The following is a 19,279-nucleotide window of genomic DNA, read 5'->3' on the forward strand; positions in this document are numbered from 1 at the left end:
AAAATTCTTAATCATTTTGTTATTATAATTGTGACATTAATCGCACTCATGGCAAACGCGCAAAACAAAATAGAAATCATGGCAAACGGCCGAACCATGACCGCCACACTTGCCGACACCGAAGCAGCCAGGCAACTGCTTACGCGGCTTGACAACGGTCCTGTTACAATCAGAATGAACGATTACGGCGGCTTTGAAAAAGTAGGTGACCTCCCTTGGTCGCTCCCTACATCCAACCGTCAGATTACGACCTCAGCCGGAGACATAATGCTCTATCAGGGTGATAACATCGTGATATTTTACGGCTCCAACTCATGGTCCTATACTCCTCTTGGACGTATTGACGGAGCCGGTGTCTCTGAAATCCGCGATTTCCTGTCGGGAAGTTCAATCAATGTGATTTTTGCAAAACAGGGGCAATCAGGAATCGACGACATCACTGCCGATACATACAAAGAGCCTGAGATATACACTTTGCAAGGTCGTAGAATCACTCTTGCAGGACGGAAAATATCAGACCTGCCCAAAGGTATATATATCATAAACGGAAAGAAACAACTCATAAAATAACCAAACTATGTTAGGAAATTTCATATATGCCAACCCCACTAAGCTATTCTTTGGTGACGAGGCGCAGAAAAATCTCGCAAAAGCTCTCATACCTTTCGGGAAAAAGGTATTACTCACTTATGGCGGAGGATCTATCAAGCGCAATGGAGTCTATGATGATGTCATCTCCGCGCTCAAATCCGTTGGTAAAGAAGTGGTGGAACTACCCGGCGTAATGCCTAATCCTACGGTAGAAAAATTGAATGAGGGCATTAAGGTTGCGCGTGAGAACAACGTGGATTTCATTCTTGCCGTAGGCGGAGGATCGACAATCGACTATGCCAAAGCGGTCAGCGTTTCGGCGTGGTATGACGGCGACGCATGGCAGCGATTCTGGGTAAGACAGGAAGACCCAACACCCGGTGAAAGAATAATCCCGGTAGGTGCTGTTCTGACAATGGCAGGTACAGGCTCGGAAATGAACGGAGGCTCGGTGATCACCAACCACGCCGCCAAGATGAAAATCGGCAAGGTGTTTGGTGAAGATGTGATGCCGAAGTTTGCGATACTCAATCCTAAATATACTTTCAGTCTGCCACAACGCCAGTTGGTAGCCGGAATATTTGACACCATGAGCCACATTATGGAACAGTACTTCTCCGGCAATGACGACAGTACATCCGATTATCTCGCCGAAGGACTTATGCGCTCTGTAATCGCATCGAGCCGCGTGGCTGTTAAAAATCCGGAGGATTATGAAGCCCGCTCCAACCTCATGTGGTCGGCCACATGGGCACTCAACACCCTCATCGGCGAGGGCAAACCACAGGACTGGATGGTACACATGATAGGTCAGGCTATAGGTGCATATACTGATGCCACTCACGGTATGACTCTTTCCGGTGTATCAGTGGCATACTACCGCCACATCATGAGATACGGACTGGACCGCTTCGTGCGTTTTGCAGAAGTCGTATGGGGCGTTCTTCCTGAAGGAAAGACTGATGAGCAGATTGCTTCCGAGGGTATTGAGGCTCTTGAATCATGGATAAAGGAAATAGGCGCAGCTTCCGATATATCATCGCTCGGTGTCACACCTGACATGCTCGACGGAATTGCTGATTCCACCATCATTCTCACAGGCGGCTATAAGACACTTGACCATGCTGAGATTGTTGACATACTTCGCAATAGCCTCTGATCATAAACCGCATGAACAGACGCGATGCGATTAAACGGATGGGGGTACTGACGGCTGGTGCTGTTATTAGTTCAACAGGACTGGCGGGTGCCTCCGGTCTAATTAGTGAGGATAATAGCTCGATGAAGATACTTGCGATAAATGGCAGCTCCAGAAAACAGGGAAACACCGGTGACATGATTGATATTGTCCTATCGGAATTGTCAGGTCAGGGACACCAAGTAGACAAAATAGATCTCGCCGGACACACTATAAATCCGTGTAAAGCATGTTTTGCCTGTGCCGGAAAGCGAAACTGCGTGTTTTCCGACGACATATTCCGAGATGTTTATGAACGGATGACCGATGCGGACGTAATAATAATGGGATCTCCGACTTATTCGGCAGATGTCTCGTCGACATTGAAGGCGGTAATTGAGCGAGCAAGTGTTGTCAGCGACACCAATCCCGGAATGTTCAGCCACAAAATTGGTGCAGGAATAGCGGTAGGACGCCGTGCCGGAGCGATGAACGTGCTCGACACCATCAACCGTTTCTTCCTGAACAAAGAAATGTTTATTGTCGGCTCTACCTATTGGAATATCGCATACGGCAGATTACCCGGCGAGGCACTGAAAGATGCCGAAGGCGTGGAAACTATGCGCAACCTCGGCAAAAACATTTCGTGGCTCCTTTCCAGAATATCATAGCCTTGTTATTTATAATAAAAAGAGACTGACTGATCTCAAAAAGTAAATACAGGTCTTGCATTTCCTTTGGGGCGTTTATCATGAATTCATGAATTTATTTTGCCGGATATGAATTAATGCTTTTTATTCTGCCGGTGTAGAAATCTCAGGATTTATATGTAACTTTGCAATATTAACTAAACCGATTATTGCTTTGTCACGTAAACGTAGAGAGCTCCCGCTGTTGGAGCGGATTGAGATAACCGATGTCGCTGCTGAAGGCAATGCCCTTACGCGGGTTAATGACATGGTGGTGTTTGTACCGTTCGGTGCCCCCGGCGACATTGTGGATATACAGCTTACCAAAAAGAAAAAGAATTATGCCGAGGGCAGGATTACTGCTATTCATCAGCCTGGCGATGTGAGGGTAGAGCCTAAGTGCAGTCACTTCACGGTTTGCGGCGGTTGCCGTTGGCAGCATCTTCCCTATGAGTTCCAGCTTGCATGTAAGGAGCGGCAGGTAAAGGATGCTATCGAGCGCATTGCCAAAGTTGATGCCCCGGAAGTGTCGCCTATTCTCGGTTCGGAAGAGATATGGTGTTACCGCAATAAGATGGAGTATACTTTCTCCAATAAAAAGTGGCTCACCTATGAGCAACTTTCATCGGGCGAGGAGTTCAGTGACCGTGATGGAGCCGGATTTCATATTCCAGGAGCGTTTGACAAAGTGCTTGACATAGACTGTTGCTACCTGCAGGATGATTTTGGCAACAGATTGCGCTGCTTTGTGCGTGATTTCGGAAAGGAGCATGGCTATACATTTTATGACCTGCGTCAGCAGCAGGGACTGCTGCGCACACTGATGATACGCATTGCCTCGACAGGAGAGATTATGGCGGTCATGGTGTTTGGAGAGGATGATGCCGACAGGATAAATACACTGCTTTCAGCTGTGAAAGAGCGTTTCCCCGAGATAACGTCGTTGCTTTATGTGATAAACACAAAAGTCAATGATACAATCGGAGACCAGGAGATTCTTACGTTCTCAGGCAGGGATTATATAGAGGAGAGCATGGAGTCGCTGCGATTCAGGATTGGCTCGAAATCATTTTATCAGACCAACTCACGTCAGGCTTACAGACTATACAGTGTAGTGAGAGATTTTGCCGGTCTTACAGGAAACGAGCTGGTATATGACCTCTATACCGGAACCGGTACTATCGCTAATTTTGTTGCCGGAAAAGCCTCTAAGGTAATCGGTATTGAATATGTGCCCGAGGCTATTGCCGACGCAAAGATAAATTCGGAGGTCAACGGTATTGAGAACACTCTCTTTTATGCCGGAGACATGAAAGATGTGCTCACTGATAGTTTTGTCGCTGAGCATGGTCGTCCCGACGTGATGATTGTAGATCCTCCGCGTGCCGGCATGCATGAGGATGTTGTCAATGTGATTCTTAATGCTGCGCCGCGCCGTATTGTCTATGTCAGCTGCAACCCTGCCACTCAGGCACGCGATCTTGCACTGCTTGATGCCAAGTATAAGGTGGAGGCTATTCAGCCGGTGGATATGTTTCCCCACACGGCACATGTTGAGAATGTCGTGAATCTTACCTTGAAATAACAAGAACCCGCGGTCTATGTATTTTGTAACAAAACGACTTGAAATATCGGCGGCTCACAGTCTTTCGCTGAGCTATGAGAGTAAATGTAGTCGGCTGCACGGTCACAATTGGGTGATTACCGTGTGCTGTATGTCTCGTGAATTGAATGTTGACGGAATGGTATGCGACTTTACCGCTATAAAAGAGATGATTCACGGCTATCTCGATCATGGCAATCTTAACGAGCTGCTGCCGTTTAACCCTACGGCAGAAAATATTGCGAGATGGATTGTCGACCGTGTCCCTCAGTGCTACAAGGCATGTGTAAGGGAGTCGGAAGGCAACGAGGCTGTCTACATTGATGAAGAGAAGGCTGGAGTATGGCTGAGACTTACCGAATAAACGAGATATTCTATAGCATCCAGGGTGAGGGCATCCATGCGGGCGTGCCCGCCGTGTTTGTCAGGTTCAGCGGCTGTAATCTGAAGTGTCCTTTCTGTGACACCGACCACTCTTCTTTTCTTGAAATGTCGCGTGACGAGATTGTCTCGGAAGTGAAGCGCCATAAAGGCGTGATTGTCGTGCTGACAGGTGGTGAACCCGGGTTGTTTATTGATGCCAGACTTGTCAGTGAGTTGAAAGATACAGGTAAAAAGGTGTGTATCGAGACCAATGGCACCTGTGCCTTGCCTGACAATATCGATTTTGTAACGATGTCGCCTAAAGACGCTTTCTGTAGCAATGCTATGCCGGTCTTGCGTAGATGTGATGAACTCAAGATAGTATATAGCGGTGACAATAACCCTGCTGATTACGATTATATAGAGGCTACCTTCCGTGTTCTTCAACCGTGTGATACGGGTGACAGCCTGAAAAATGAGAAGTTGACTGCTGCCGCGTTTGAATATTGCCTTGACCATCCGCAGTGGCGTCTTGGTCTACAGATGCACAAGCTGCTGAATGTGAGATGACTCTATGTCATTGCCCGGCACGTCCGGCGATGGCTGAGTTGTAATATGCCGGGTCGCCCGTAACTTCTTTCCCGATGAAGGGGGGAATGGCAAACCGCTCGTCGGGTGACGTGAGCTCGATTTCCGCGACCACAAGACCGGCGACCGGCGACTTGAACGAGTCGATTTCCCAGCGTTTGCCCTCATAGTCTACGATGTATCTGGTCTTCTCGATAACCGTGCCGGTGGTAAGCCTGTCGAGCATCTCTGTCGCGTCTTTGACCGGAATTGGATATTCCCACTCATCGCGTACAGCGCCGTCGTTTTTCCCTTTGACTGTCAAAAAGGCGTTGTCATCCACGATGCGCACACGTATTGTCGCCTTGATCTCAGTCGACAGATAACCCTGTATTATATGCTTTTTGCCTGATGCGACATCTTTGTAGGAATCGTCCTTAACAAGAAACTTACGCTCGATTTCTTTTGCCATAGGTCATAATTATAGTAAATTTGCAAGCGGTAACGGCTTGTGCCTGTTACCGAACATTGCAAAGATATATTTGTTTTTTGAGAAAGATACAATTTTTAGAGTAAAAGTTTTGAAAAGTTCCCTGCTGAGGTATATTTTATGCTGCCTGCTTGTTATGGTGCAATTTCTGCCTGTGAGGGCGGCAGTAGGCGCTACCGCTTTGTCCGGGTCGGTGATTGATTCGCTCACTCATGAAGGCGTGCCTTACGTGGCGGTATATGTAGAGGGGACCAACACCGGCACCATGACCGATGATTCCGGGCATTTCAGAATTTCAGCAAAGATTCCCGGCGACTCACTGCGCTTTTCGATAATGGGATACTCTTCCAAGACAGTGGCGGCTGTGCCTGGTCTTGTCGTGGAACTTGTGCCTACCGGGGTCACGCTTAACGAGATAGTGGTGAAGCCCAAGAAGGAGAAGTACAGTAAAAAGAATAATCCCGCCGTTGATTTCCTTAACCGTATAAGGGCTGCTGCTCCTCTTACCGACCCTAGGCGTCATGATTATTATAATTATGACAAGTATGAGCGCATCAACATGGCAATCAATGATTTTGACCCTGATAAGAATTACAGTTGGATAGGCAATAAGTTTAACTTTCTGAAAGAGCATCTTGATTATTCAGAATTGTCGGGAAGCCCTGTCTTGAACTTCCTGACAAAAGAGAAGTCATCGGAGGTAAATTACCGGAAAAAGCCTGAGGCGACGCGAGAGACTGTGCTTGGTTTGCGTCAGGTGGGACTTGATGAGATGACGTCAAACAAGGATGGGGCGCGCGAGGCGCTGGAGGATGTATTTCGTGAGATTGACATTTATAATAATGATGTCACGTTGCTTCAAAATAGGTTTGTGAGTCCGTTGTCGAGTATAGCTCCCGACTTCTATAAGTTTTATCTTACCGACACGCTTGAGGTTGACGGCGATTCTTGTGTCGTGTTGAGCTTTGTGCCTCACACCTCGGAGACATGGGGCTTTATCGGCAAATTGTATGTGCCTAAAAATGACTCTACGATGTTTATAAAGCAGATAGAGTTGCACTTGCCACATACGATTAATGTGAATTTTCTTGATGCGATGACTGTGAGGCAGAAGTATGAAAAAGCGCCTGACGGCACCCGTCTCAAGAAGACCGATGACATGATTATTGAATTTTCGGTGCTTCCTGCACTGCCGAAGCTTTATTCCCACCGCAACACGGTTTATCAGAACCACAATTTTGACCGCCCAGGTCTGGAGGCGCAGGTGTTTGACGGGACTCCGCCTGAGATAATTCTTCGTGGAGCGCGTGACAGGGATGATGATTTCTGGCAGAATCACCGCCTTATCCCGTTGAAGCGCGGAGAAGGGAGTGTGGAGACGATGGTGCAGCGGTTACGGTCTGTCCCGCTTTATTACTGGACGGAAAAGACACTTAAATTGCTTGTCATGGGGTATTGGCACACCGGGAATCCGCCTAAATTTGACTACGGACCTGTTAATACGAGTATTTCCTACAACACAGCAGAGGGTGTGAGGTTACGTGCCGGAGGAATGACAACGGCATATCTTTCGCCACGTTGGTTTGCACGCGGTTATGTCGCCTATGGATTCCGTGACCGAAAGGTGAAATATCGCGGAGAGGTGGAATACTCATTCCGTGACAAAGAATATCATTCCAGGGAATTTCCCGTCCATTCGTTACGTCTTACATCCCTGTATCTCCTTGACGAACTCGGACAGAACTACTCGTTTACCAATGCCGACAATGTGTTTCTCTCGCTGAAGCGCATCGCAGATACGCGAGTCACATACAGGCGTGCCACAATGCTTGAGTACACGCTTGAACTGTATAATAACTTTTCTGTCACTGCAGGCGCGGCGTTTGAGCGGCAGGAGGCGACTCGGTGGATTCCGTTTATTGACGGATACGGACGTGATTTCGGCCATTACAATGAAATGTTGTTTAACGTCAAGCTACGTTATGCGCCGGGTGAAAAATTCCTTCAGGGTACTACCAACCGCAGCCCGATTAATATGGATGCACCTGTAATCGAACTGATGCACACCTACGCGCCAAAGGGTTTTCTGGGAAGCATGTTTACTGTCAACCGCACTGAAATGCGCTTCTTTAAACGCATTTGGCTCTCTGCATTCGGCTATATAGATGCCGTAGTCAAGGGAGGTCATTCATGGTCGCCGTCGCCTTACATGAACCTGTGTCTGCCAAATGCCAATCTCTCTTATACAATCCAGCCTGAAAGTTTTGCATTGATGAACCCGCTTGAATTTATCAATGACTCCTATGCGATGGTTGACCTCACCTATTGGATGAACGGGTTGATATTCAATCACATTCCACTGGTGAAAAAGCTGAAACTGCGTGAAGTCGTGAACTTCCGCGGACTGTGGGGACATCTTAGCCGCAAGAATAATCCGGCTTATGACAAGTCATTGTTCATTTTTCCTGAAAATGTACATACTACGCCAATGACCGATATGCCATATATGGAAATCAGCGCGGGCATTGACAATATATTCCGTATTATAAGGATTGACTCGGTGTGGCGTCTCAGCTACCGACATTCATTCGAGGCACCTGACTGGGGCATACGGTTTGCGCTTCACTTCTCATTCTGACCGCCGCCCGAAAGTGAACATTCTTTGTGGTCTCACGTTTATAAGAGAAAACGAAGAATTGTTATGAAAAAAATTGGAATATTCTATGGCTCATCAACCGGAATGACTGCCGAGGTGGCGCAGGAGATAGCAAAGAAACTCGGTGTTGCTGATGGCGATGTTCACGATGTCGCAAAATCATCGCCTTCCGATGTGGCACCCTACGATGTCTTGATACTCGGCTCTTCCACATGGGGCGCCGGAGAGCTTCAGGATGACTGGTATGATTTTCTTGACGGACTTGAGGTGCTTGAGCTGAAGGGAAAGAAAATCGCGTTGTTCGGTTGCGGCGACGAGTCTATGAGCGATACGTTCTGTGGTGCTCTCGGTGAACTTTACAACCGTCTTCAGAAGACAGGCGCGGGATTTGTCGGATACTTCAATGCCGAAGGTTATGACTTTGACGAGAGTCCCGCTTTCATTGACGGTGTATATGTAGGGCTTTTGCTTGACAATGTCAACAAAGAAGAGCTGACTGAAAACCGGTTGAACGAGTGGGTCGCTAAGGTAAAATCGGAGATTTAAGACAGGAATACCCAAAGGATTTGTCAACGGGTAATCCTGCTCCGGTAGTTTGCGGGTGAGATTGTGGTTTGTCACAATCCTCATCCGCTTAGGTTTTTTAGAACTGTCTCAAAGACTTTACACTCTTTACTTGCCTTTTCTTATCAGTATTTCTTCGTTGATGTCGCGACCGCGCCCTAAAATGATTTTGGTCACATAAGCCTTTATGAATCCTGTGCCGTATCCACCAAGCTGTATTATGGCGGCAGGTATGGCAAGTGTGGCGATTTTTGCACTCCGGGTCGATAGCAGCGCTGTAATCCAGATTGCCGCTATATAAAGAGCAAGGGGAAGCAAGAACCACGGACTTACAGTAATTGCAAGCACGACAAGGAGCAATGCGCCGATTACAGCTATCGCCGGCAGCCAGTGAACGAGCTTCATCGAGCCGGGATAGAGCAGCTTTAAGGTGATGCGCGACATGCCGAAGACATGTACCTGCCGGAAAAATTTCTTGAAATCCACGCGACGCTTGTGGTAGACGTATGCTTCTCGGATAAGCGCAATGGAGAATCCCGCATTTTTGATGCGGGTGCTCATGTCTATGTCTTCCGAAAACATTTCCCTGAATCCGCCTACTTTTTCATATACCTTACGGCTGAACCCCATGTTGAAGGTGCGCGGTGTGAATTTTTCAAGGCTCACTTTTCCTCCGCGTATACCGCCGGTGGTCAGAAACGACGTCATCGAGTAGTTAATCGCCTTTTGTGTGTCGGTAAATGAATCGTGAGCGGCATCCGGTCCGCCGAAGCAGTCTACCGGATGATTGGTGAGAGCCTTGTCAAGATTCTCAAAATACTCTTCAGTAATCACGCAGTCGGAGTCAAAAAAGATGAAGTATTCACCGCCGGCACGTTCCATGCCATAGTTTCTGGCTATTGAGCGTCCTTCATTTTCTTTGTGATAATACTTTATGGAAATTTTTCCTGCATACCGATCTACGGCTTCAATGCATGGAGCCGTAGATCCGTCTTCTACGATAATAGTCTCAAAATCCTTGAAAGTCTGTCGCGACAGACTTTCAAGAAGGTCCTCCACCTCGTCGAGGCGGTTGTAGACCGGGATTATTACAGAGTATTTCATCAACTCATGCGTGTTTTGTAGTCATTATAATCAAAGCGGCGCAGATAGCTGCATCGACCGTTGTGGTTGCAAAGCACTATCGCCGGATGCTGGATGCCGTTAAACATGGTGGTCTTTACGGTCGTATAGTGGTTCATGTCCTTCAATGTCAGCCTGTCGCCTGTTACAAGCGGTTTTTTGAAATACCAGTCGCCTACGTAGTCGCCGCTGAGACAGGAGTTGCCTCCGAGGCGGTAGGCTATGGTGTCGTCGCCTTGCTCACAGCTTTCCGCTATGGCAGGCTGATAGGGCATTTCAAGGCAGTCAGGCATGTGACAGGCAAATGAAGCGTCTATGATTGCGGTCTTGACTCCTTGATTTTCAACTACATCTACAACAGAGGTGATGAGGTCGCCGGTTTGCCAGGTAAACGCGCTGCCAGGCTCCATGATTACTTCAAGATGAGGGTGGCGTGACTTGAACTCTTTCAGCAGAGTTATGAGATGGTTGACATCATAATCTTTCCTTGTCATAAGATGTCCACCGCCCATATTTACCCATTTTACCCGGTTAAGGTACTTCCCAAACTGTTGCTCGAAGGCTTCAAGTACCTTTGCTAAAGCATGAGAGTCTGACTCACACAGCGAATGAAAGTGCAATCCTTCAATCCCTTCAGGTAGAGAGTCACCAATCATGTCGGCCGTCACGCCGAATCGAGAGCCGGGTAGTGCAGGATTATAGATGTCAGTCTCTATTACCGAACACTGTGGATTGACACGTAACCCCGGCGACACGTGGTGATTGCCACAGTCAGAGTTCCATTTGTCCACATATTCTCTGAAGCGCTTCCATTGACTTATCGAGTTAAAAGTGAGGTGACTGCTGCCGGCAATAAATTCGTTTATTGTTTCCGGTGTATAGGCAGGACAGTAACTGTGGACCTCCCCGCCGAGCATTTCGTTGCCGAGATACATTTCGTTTAACGAGCTTGCAGTCGAGTCGGCTACGTACTCGCGGATTATGGGAAATGTCTTCCATAACGCGTTTGCCTTGAACGCCATGATTATTTTTACTCCGGCTTCGCTTTTCACGCGGCTTATGAGTTCAAGGTTTTCTCGAAGTTTATCTTCGTAGACTATATAAAACGGGGTGGGGATGTCTTGTGGTTTCATTATCCTATTATTTTAAATCGAGCAAATTTAAGAAGCAGTTTTTTGCTTCCTACCGTATCAAATTTTACTTCTATTCTGGCATCGGTGGCGTCAGTATCGATGGTTAGTATCGTGCCTTTGCCGAAGCGGCTGTGTTCTATCCTCATGCCTTCTTCAAGTTCCGAAGCGGCATGTTGTCCTTCTCCTGCGGCAGAGACTGCCGATGAAGCCGGTTTCGGGGATGGAGTGGACGCGCGGTCGACAAGCGGATGGCTGAATGACTGGCGTTTGGGCGGAGTCATTGAGCTGCGGTAGTTGTCAATCGGGTTGATGAACGAGTCAGGGTGAACAAAATCGTTGCCGGTGGCGAGATGCAGGTAGCTCCTGTCGATGTCATTCAGAAATCGCGATGGCTGGCAAGTCTTTGTCTGCCCGTTGCGAAACCGTGATGAAGCGTAGCTTATCGTGCAGTTTATTTTCGCGCGTGTAATCGCTACGTAGAGCAGCCTTCTCTCTTCCTCTATTTCGGCAGGTGAGTCACTGCTCATGGCTGACGGGAATAGCTCCTCCTCTACGCCGACGATAAATACATTGTTAAACTCCAGCCCTTTTGCTGCATGGACTGTCATAAGCGTTATTGACGCCTCGCTGACATCCGTATTGTCCTGGTCGGTGGCAAGCGACACTTCGCCGAGGAAGTCGGTGAGAGAGGTGTCCTCGGCTCCTTCTTCGATTTTATTTGCCACAAATTCTTTTACGCCATTAAGCAGTTCCTGAAGATTCTCCTGTTTTGAGATGCTTTCCGGAGTGCGGTCGGTAAGCAACATACTCAGAAGTTGTGTTCGGGTGATGATGTAACGCGCTACACTCTCGGCATCTTCACCGGTCGAGTTCTTGTCGATAAATTCCTGTATGAGGTCACGAAATCCGAGCAGTTTTTTTGCTGTCCCGGAGTTTACGCCTGTGTCGTAGGAGGCGAGGTTACTTATCACTTTCCATGCGCTGACATTATTGTCGATAGCACAGCGGAACACCTTGTTCAGTGTAGTCTCGCCGATGCCACGTGCCGGGAAATTGATTACACGCTTCAGCGCCTCGTCATCATCGGGGTTGACCGACAGACGGAAATAGGCTATGGCATCCTTGATTTCCTTGCGCTGGTAAAATGACAATCCTCCGTATATGCGGTAAGGTATGTTTCGTTTGCGCAACGACTCTTCAAGTATTCGCGACTGGGCGTTGGTGCGATAGAGTATGGCATACTCCTCGTAGCTGTCTTGCTGGCGCATCTTCAACTGGGAGATGCGGTTGGATATGAGATATGCTTCCTCATAGTCACTATAGCTCTGCACTACCTCTATGCGTGACCCGATGTCATTGCGTGAAAACACATTTTTGCGTATCTGCTCCTTGTTTTTGGCAATGAGCGAATTTGCCGCGTTGATAATATTCTGGGTAGAGCGGTAATTTTGTTCAAGCTTGAATATGCGCAAGTCGGGATATGCGCTTTTCATGTTGAGGATATTACGGATGTTGGCTCCTCGGAACGAATATATGCTTTGTGCGTCGTCGCCTACTACACATAGGTTTTTACTCGCTTCACATATTTTTGACACAATCAGGTGTTGCGCGAAGTTTGTGTCCTGATACTCGTCAACGAGTACATAACGGAAATACTCGCTGTAATGGCGCAGCACTTCCGGATGGTCGCGGAGCAGAATGTTGGTGTAGTAGAGCAGGTCGTCAAAATCCATTGCTCCGGCAACGAAACACCGGTCGCGGTAGATTCGGTATATCTCGTGCAGTCTCGGACGCTTGGCGCGCCTGTCGGCCTCCATTATGTCAGAGGCAAGTGCATAGCGGTCAGGCGATATGAGAGCATTTTTTGCCGATGATATTGCCGACGCCACTACGCTTGGCTTATAGATTTTGTCGTCGAGCTGCAGGTCTTTTATTATGGTTTTTATCAGCGATTTTGAGTCTGATGCGTCGTAGATGGTGAAGTTGCTTTTAAAGCCGATAAGCTCTGCATTGTTTCGTAATATGCGGGCGAATATAGAGTGAAACGTGCCCATCCACAGCTTTGCCGCCGTGGCTTCACCTACCACATTCTTGATGCGTTCACGCATTTCCTTCGCAGCCTTGTTGGTGAAGGTAAGTGCGAGTATGCGCCAGGGTTCATAGCCTTGTGTGAGCAGGTGTACTATCTTGTAAGTAAGTACACGTGTCTTGCCCGACCCCGCGCCTGCAATCACAAGTTGCGGACCTCCGGTGTATAGCACCGCATCCTGTTGCTGTTTATTTAGTTTGCTTATATAGTCTTCCATATTGTATATAGTGCAAAATTAACAAATAATCCTGACATATGACACTTGTGATTTTGCAATATGGCGGGGAATGTCTAAATTTGTATAACGAAAACTATGACTGAAGAAACACTCCGTAAACTAAAAATACTTGCCGAGTCGGCTAAATACGACGTGTCATGCTCGTCGAGCGGGACTGTGCGCCGTGGCAGGAAAGGCGATGGTGTCGGCAATACTGTCGGCGGGGTGGGTATATGTCATAGTTTCGCTGACGACGGAAGGTGCATATCACTGCTGAAGGTTATGCTTACGAATGTCTGCATGTATGACTGCGCCTATTGCATAAACCGCCGTAGCAATGACATTCCACGCGCCACGCTTTCGGTGACAGAGCTGGTAGGCATAACAATGGAATTTTACCGGCGCAACTATATAGAAGGTCTGTTTCTTAGCTCCGGGGTGGTGCGTAATCCCGATTATACGATGGAGCGGCTTGTGAGAGTGGCGCAGGATTTGCGTACAATCCACCGCTTTAACGGCTATATACATCTGAAGAGCATCCCCGGGGCATCGCAGGAGCTTGTGAATCTTGCCGGACGATTTGCCGACAGAATGAGCGTAAATATCGAGATACCTGACGAGGGGTCGCTTAAATATCTTGCACCGGAGAAGGATTTCAAGAGTGTCTATGAGCCTATGGGATACATACGTCAGGGTGTGCTTGAAAACAAGGAGGATCGCAAGCGGCTGCGCCATGTGCCGCGTTTTGTTCCGGCCGGTCAGAGCACACAGATGATTGTAGGGGCTTCGCCGGAGCGTGACCGTGACATCCTCAGACTGTCATCGGCGCTGTATGCCACCCCTACCATGAGGCGTGTATATTATTCCGGTTATGTGCCCGTCAATACTTACGACGAGAGGCTGCCGATGCTGAAGCAGCCGCCTCTTGTCAGGGAGAACCGGCTTTATCAGGCCGACTGGCTTATGCGCTTCTATCACTTTACTGCCGATGAGATAGCGGGGGACTCTCACCCCGATCTTGAGCTTGAGATTGATCCGAAGCTGTCATGGGCTTTGCGACATCCGGAGGCTTTTCCGGTAGATGTCAACCGTGCCGACTATGAGATGATACTGCGTATTCCCGGGGTGGGTGTCAAGTCGGCAACCCTTATTGTCAACGCACGTCGCTTCCGGCGTCTTACTTCCGACCATCTGCGCAAGATCGGTGTCGTGATGAAGCGTGCCCGATATTTTATCACCTGCGGAGAGCTTGAGTCGGCATGTGTCGCCGATGTCTCGCCCGAGTATGTGCGTAGGCAGCTTACAGAGCCTCCGCGCAAGGCTCCAAAGGGAGATAATTCGTTACAGATGACTCTTGATTTTGGCGAATGACGGTTTTTCAGTTTGACAGTACATTTGAGGGATTGTTGACCGCACTCTTTGACGCCTATTCATGGAGGTGCTTCCCCGACATGCTCGTTAGGGAGGGTGAGGTTCTTCCCATGTTTTATGATGATTGCCGAGAGGTGATTACCGATGAGGAGAAGGCGGGACGTGTGTGGCGCGCTCTTGAAAAGAAGCTGTCAAGAGAAGCGTTGTCGGCTGTAGTGGCAAGTTTTCTTTGTGAGATTGCCGACTATGACATCGTGCTTTTCCGCTATCTCCGCAAGGCTGTGGATTCACCGGTGAGCATTGAGACTGATTTCAGTGACCCGGATGTGGTGGAGATGACGCGCATGGTTCGTCGTGTAAGGGGTGAGGCTCACCGGGTGAAGCAGTTTGTGCGTTTTCAGAAAGCTGCCGACGGTACATACTTCGGCATGATTGAGCCGATTTACAATGTGCTTGCAATTGCTGTGCCTCACTTTGTCGACCGGTTTTCGACCATGAAGTTTCTCCTTTATGACAAACGGCGTGGATTTGGTTATTACTATGATGGCAAGGATGCCACTCGCGTCACTCTGCCGGAAGAGCTCTCTCATATCGCCACCGGAAGACTGTCGCCCGACATGATGGATGAAGAAGAGCTACTGATGCAGGACATGTGGCGCACATATTTTAAGGCAATAGCCATTAAGGAGAGATCTAATCCACGCAAGCAGCGTCAGGATATGCCGGTGAGATTCTGGAAATATCTTACGGAAAAGCAGTGACGATTCTGAAACTCGGGGTCGCCACTTTTGCAGGTAACAGACTTTATGGATAAAAATATTGAAATATCGTCTATTGGTGTGGAATTCCGATAATTTTTCGTAATATTGCAGGCGGATTAAAAAAATATTTATGAAAAAGTATATTGCATTTCTTGTTCTGTCTGTTCTGTCTGTGTCTGGCGTAATGGCGAAGCGTGTTGCTGTGGTTGATGCCGTAGATGCCTCGCCTTTGGTAGGAGCCACAGTTTTTTCGTCGTCGGGTCTTATTCTCGGTACTACCGACGTCGATGGTTTTACGCCTGATGTTTCTGCATCGCTCTTTCCTTTAAATGTGCGTTCGCTCGGCTATAAGGAGGGTGTGGCTTCTGTAATGTGTGACACTCTTAAAATGATAGCTGATACTTACACGCTTCCCGAAGTCACCGTAGTGCCGGGAGATCGCCCGATAACAAGGGTAATCTACTATGCCAGGGAATATGACACAGGCGCTACCGACAGAGACACCCTAAAACTGTTTTCGGAGTATATGATCGATACATATAACATAGAGAAAAATGCCAAAGTTAAAGGGTATAGACGTTATGACAGTATCCCTAAGTTGAAAGCGGTGAAGCGTTATGCGCATTATACGGGAGCTGATGGTTGTGATAGTGTGGCGTCACCCGAAGATGCTGATTATATTTCAAATATCAGGATGCTGTTCAGTGCTGATGTAGACATGGATGAGCCGGAAGCTATATTGAACGGTGCTGTCACGGATACAATTATGGGAAAATATTCCTGGAATGCTGTGGCTAAAAAGTCAGGCGGCTTGTTTACTGTAACTGTTGATGTTCTGTCAAACTATAAGAATCATAAGTATTCGCCTAATTTTATGAAATTATTGGGCTTAACTACTGATTTCCGAGAATTGTCGTTGTCTTTCGTTTATAATGCTAATGACAGAGGGAAATATAATATACATGATTTGATTTATCGCGTGACATCGGCTAATCTGCTTGGTCGGGGAAAGTGGATAAAAAAAGAGTTCAAGACAAAAAATCCTGTTGAGATGAACAGCTATGTTGAGTTGTATCCTATTGAGATAGATTATCTTACGGTCGAAGAATATATGGAATTGCGTGATGACAAGACTAAAATGGAGTTTCGCGAGCCCGACAATCTTCAGCCTTTGCTCCCCGCTGTAGAGCGTATAATCAAGCGTGTCAACTCATCAGGCATTAAGCTATAAGACTTTTAGTTAAGCCCGGCCCCGCTCAACGAGTGGGGCCCTTTTTGCGTTATGGCTATTGTAAGTAGCTGTGTCATAAGTATGTCGCTTGTGATGATGGCTTGTGCTGTATGTTTTCTTATTTAAAATCATTTTAAATTAATGCCGTGATTGTTTCGTAATTCGGTTGAAAATTGTGATATTTGCACTCTGAAATATTAACTAAAAAAATTCAAGCATATTATGAGACTATCGGAGCTTAAAACAGGCGAGTCCGGTATAGTGGTCAAGATATTGGGACACGGTGCATTCCGCAAGCGTGTCATTGAAATGGGATTTGTTAAAGGGCAGGTGATAAAAGTGTTGCTAAACGCCCCGCTCAAAGATCCTATAAAATACAGTATCATGGGTTACGAGCTGTCACTTCGCCGCAGTGAGGCTGACATGGTTGAGGTGCTTCCTGTCGGTCAGGAAGAGAGTGTTGCCGACCCGGTTCATGTCGGGTCTGTTTCGTCGGGAAGCGAGTCGGTTACTGTGCATCACGACTTCGAGGGAAGGTCAAAGACTATTAACGTGGCCCTTATCGGCAATCCTAACTGTGGCAAGACATCGCTTTTCAATATCGCTTCAGGGTCTAAGGAGCACGTAGGCAATTATAGCGGAGTCACCGTAGACGCTAAGAAAGGACATTTTGAATATGGCGGTTACAGGTTTAACATCGTTGACTTGCCGGGTACCTACTCTTTGTCATCTTATTCGCCCGAAGAGTTATATGTAAGACGCTATCTGCGCGATGAGATGCCCGACGTGATAATTAACGTCGTGGTGGCTTCCAATCTGGAGCGAAACCTGTATCTTACGACCGAGCTTATTGACATGGACCGGTCGATGGTGATTGCCCTTAACATGTATGACGAGCTTGAGCGCAGCGGTGCGTCGCTTGATTACAAGCTGCTTGGAGAGATGATAGGAGTGCCCATGGTCCCTACTGTCTCACGTACAGGCGAGGGTATCAACCAGCTTTTCGAGACAGTGATCGAGGTCTATGAGGGACGCGACAGGGCTGTGCGCCACATTCATGTAAACCTCGGAAAGGAGATAGAGGAAGGAGTCAGGGTGATTAAAGACGAAATCAAGAAAGACGGTGCTATCGGCGCTCATTTCTCTCCTCGCTACCTCGCGATAAAGATGCTTGAGCATGATGCCGAGGTCGATGACATGGTAAGACACTCGCCCGACCATAAGAAATTATTTGAATTGCGTGATGAAGAGGTAGGCTTGATTGAGAAGCGTAATAATGACGACATCACTTCGCTGATTGCCAATGAGAAGTACGGGTTTATTACCGGTGCGCTTGCCGAGACGCTTACAGAGTCGACGAGAGAGACTGCGAAGACAACACATATCATAGATGCGTTTGTCACGAACAAGCTGTTTGGATTCCCGATTTTTCTCATCATAATGCTTTTTATATTCTGGTGCACGTTTGAGATAGGCTCTTATCCGATGGAGTGGATTGAATCGGCGGTCAACTGGATTGCCGGCATCGTGCAGGATACTATGCCTGAAGGTCCGCTGAAGGATCTTATCGCCGATGGTATAATAGGAGGAGTAGGGGGAGTGATAGTGTTTCTTCCCAATATTCTCATACTGTATTTTTTTATATCCTTCATGGAGGACTCGGGCTACATGGCGCGCGCCGCGTTTATCATGGATAAAATCATGCACAAGATAGGGCTTCACGGAAAATCCTTTATCCCTCTTGTCATGGGTTTTGGCTGTAATGTGCCTGCTATTATGGCGTCAAGGGCGATAGAGAGCCGCAGCAGCCGCATAATCACGATACTTATAAATCCGTTTATGTCTTGTTCGGCGCGCTTGCCGGTGTATGTGTTGCTTGTCGGCACGTTCTTCAGCCGCCATGCGAGCCTCGTGTTTCTCGGGTTGTATCTTACCGGAATACTTGTGGCTGTGTTGACGGCAAGACTTTTAAGGCGCTTTTGGTTCAAGACCGATGAGACTCCGTTTGTAATGGAGCTACCTCCTTACCGCATCCCGACATTGAAGGCGTCATTACGCCACATGTGGGGCAAGGGCGAGCAGTATCTCAAGAAGATGGGAGGCATAATACTCGTGGCAAGTATAATCGTGTGGGCACTGAATTATTTCCCGCTTCATGACGAGGATTCAAGCACCCCGTCGATGGAGGCTATGATTGCCGGTGACGACTCTAAGATTGACACATCGCGCGATTCTTATCTCGAGATGATAGGTAAGGCGGTCAACCCTGTGATGGAGCCGCTGGGATTTCACTGGCGCACGACTGTCGCGGCTATTGCCGGAGCTCCTGCAAAGGAAATTGTCGTGTCTACGCTCGGAGTGCTTTACACAGGTGACGAGGAGATTGACGACAAGTCGCTGTCCGCACGTCTTACTGTGCCTAATCCCGTGACCGGACGACCCGACTTCACAGCCGCGTCGGCTTTGAGCCTGATGGTGTTTGTCTTGCTTTATTTCCCGTGTATGGCTACAGTGACGGCTATAGTAAGGGAAACGGGGTCATGGAAATATGGGGCGTTTTCTGTAGTCTATAATACAGCTGTCGCATGGCTTGTCGCATGGCTTGTCTATAATGTCGCGCTGATGTTCTGACAAGGGCATTGGCTTATTGCCATA

16 protein-coding genes are annotated in these 19,279 nt (G+C 47.9%); 12 read left to right on the top strand and 4 right to left on the bottom strand.

Going from position 1 to position 19,279, the window contains the following annotated elements; translation table 11 throughout:
• The first annotated feature begins 78 nt into the window (after window positions 1–78).
• The 6 genes from E4T81_RS15560 to E4T81_RS03505 all read left to right on the top strand — a co-directional run bounded on the left by E4T81_RS15560 (window position 79) and on the right by E4T81_RS03505 (window position 4,993).
• On the top strand, window positions 79–570 hold the full coding sequence (locus tag E4T81_RS15560; RefSeq protein ID WP_209308148.1) for a cyclophilin-like fold protein: 492 nt from the start codon (window positions 79–81) through the stop codon (window positions 568–570).
• A gap of 7 nt (window positions 571–577) precedes the next feature.
• Entirely contained in the window at window positions 578–1,750 is a 1,173-nt protein-coding gene (locus tag E4T81_RS03485; protein WP_135041451.1) for an iron-containing alcohol dehydrogenase, read from the top strand.
• Window positions 1,751–1,761: 11 nt separating this feature from the next.
• The gene (locus tag E4T81_RS03490) at window positions 1,762–2,439 is read left to right on the top strand and encodes a flavodoxin family protein (RefSeq protein ID WP_135041453.1); all 678 of its coding nucleotides are present in this window, start codon (window positions 1,762–1,764) and stop codon (window positions 2,437–2,439) included.
• A gap of 193 nt (window positions 2,440–2,632) precedes the next feature.
• Window positions 2,633–4,042 carry a 23S rRNA (uracil(1939)-C(5))-methyltransferase RlmD gene (gene rlmD / locus E4T81_RS03495; protein WP_135041455.1) on the top strand — a complete coding sequence of 470 codons (1,410 nt, stop codon included), beginning with the start codon at window positions 2,633–2,635 and terminating at the stop codon, window positions 4,040–4,042.
• 16 nt (window positions 4,043–4,058) lie between these two features.
• Window positions 4,059–4,424: a 6-carboxytetrahydropterin synthase gene (locus tag E4T81_RS03500; RefSeq protein WP_135041457.1), complete on the top strand. Its 366-nt coding sequence runs from the start codon at window positions 4,059–4,061 to the stop codon at window positions 4,422–4,424.
• Entirely contained in the window at window positions 4,403–4,993 is a 591-nt protein-coding gene (locus E4T81_RS03505) for a 7-carboxy-7-deazaguanine synthase QueE (RefSeq protein WP_135041459.1), read from the top strand. Before E4T81_RS03500 ends, E4T81_RS03505 begins: the two co-directional genes overlap by 22 nt.
• A gap of 7 nt (window positions 4,994–5,000) precedes the next feature.
• Here E4T81_RS03505 and E4T81_RS03510 read toward each other — a convergent pair whose 3' ends face one another.
• On the bottom strand, window positions 5,001–5,462 hold the full coding sequence (locus tag E4T81_RS03510) for a CYTH domain-containing protein (protein WP_135041461.1): 462 nt from the start codon (window positions 5,460–5,462) through the stop codon (window positions 5,001–5,003).
• A 154-nt stretch (window positions 5,463–5,616) separates the two neighbouring features.
• Between E4T81_RS03510 and E4T81_RS03515 the strand changes: the two genes are divergently transcribed.
• Entirely contained in the window at window positions 5,617–8,118 is a 2,502-nt protein-coding gene (locus tag E4T81_RS03515; protein WP_135041463.1) for a DUF5686 and carboxypeptidase-like regulatory domain-containing protein, read from the top strand.
• Window positions 8,119–8,181: 63 nt separating this feature from the next.
• On the top strand, window positions 8,182–8,682 hold the full coding sequence (locus E4T81_RS03520) for a flavodoxin (protein WP_135041465.1): 501 nt from the start codon (window positions 8,182–8,184) through the stop codon (window positions 8,680–8,682).
• A 126-nt stretch (window positions 8,683–8,808) separates the two neighbouring features.
• Here the strand turns inward: E4T81_RS03520 and E4T81_RS03525 are convergent, their stop codons facing one another.
• Genes E4T81_RS03525 through E4T81_RS03535 form a run of 3 tightly spaced genes read right to left on the bottom strand, consistent with a single transcriptional unit; the run spans window position 8,809 to window position 13,261 of the window.
• Entirely contained in the window at window positions 8,809–9,804 is a 996-nt protein-coding gene (locus tag E4T81_RS03525; RefSeq protein WP_167761636.1) for a glycosyltransferase, read from the bottom strand.
• Window positions 9,804–10,955 (bottom strand): carboxynorspermidine decarboxylase, encoded by a 1,152-nt coding sequence (nspC, locus tag E4T81_RS03530; RefSeq protein WP_135041469.1) that lies wholly within the window; start codon window positions 10,953–10,955, stop codon window positions 9,804–9,806. Before nspC ends, E4T81_RS03525 begins: the two co-directional genes overlap by 1 nt.
• Complete coding sequence (locus E4T81_RS03535) at window positions 10,955–13,261, bottom strand: ATP-dependent helicase (protein WP_135041471.1); 2,307 nt, start codon at window positions 13,259–13,261, stop codon at window positions 10,955–10,957. The genes nspC and E4T81_RS03535 overlap by 1 nt, the downstream gene beginning before the upstream one ends.
• A 96-nt stretch (window positions 13,262–13,357) precedes the next feature.
• On the opposite strand from E4T81_RS03535, the gene E4T81_RS03540 reads away from it, so the two are divergent.
• The 4 genes from E4T81_RS03540 (at window position 13,358) to feoB (ending at window position 19,255) form a co-directional block, all read left to right on the top strand.
• Window positions 13,358–14,632 carry a putative DNA modification/repair radical SAM protein gene (locus tag E4T81_RS03540; protein ID WP_135041473.1) on the top strand — a complete coding sequence of 425 codons (1,275 nt, stop codon included), beginning with the start codon at window positions 13,358–13,360 and terminating at the stop codon, window positions 14,630–14,632.
• Window positions 14,629–15,393 carry a TIGR03915 family putative DNA repair protein gene (locus E4T81_RS03545; RefSeq protein ID WP_135041475.1) on the top strand — a complete coding sequence of 255 codons (765 nt, stop codon included), beginning with the start codon at window positions 14,629–14,631 and terminating at the stop codon, window positions 15,391–15,393. The genes E4T81_RS03540 and E4T81_RS03545 overlap by 4 nt, the downstream gene beginning before the upstream one ends.
• A gap of 130 nt (window positions 15,394–15,523) precedes the next feature.
• Window positions 15,524–16,624 (top strand): hypothetical protein, encoded by a 1,101-nt coding sequence (locus E4T81_RS03550; RefSeq protein WP_135041477.1) that lies wholly within the window; start codon window positions 15,524–15,526, stop codon window positions 16,622–16,624.
• A 222-nt stretch (window positions 16,625–16,846) separates the two neighbouring features.
• The gene (feoB, locus tag E4T81_RS03555; protein WP_135041479.1) at window positions 16,847–19,255 is read left to right on the top strand and encodes a ferrous iron transport protein B; all 2,409 of its coding nucleotides are present in this window, start codon (window positions 16,847–16,849) and stop codon (window positions 19,253–19,255) included.
• The last annotated feature ends 24 nt before the right edge of the window (window positions 19,256–19,279 follow it).

Source organism: Barnesiella sp. WM24 (genome assembly GCF_004570975.1).
GTDB lineage: Bacteria > Bacteroidota > Bacteroidia > Bacteroidales > Muribaculaceae > Muribaculum.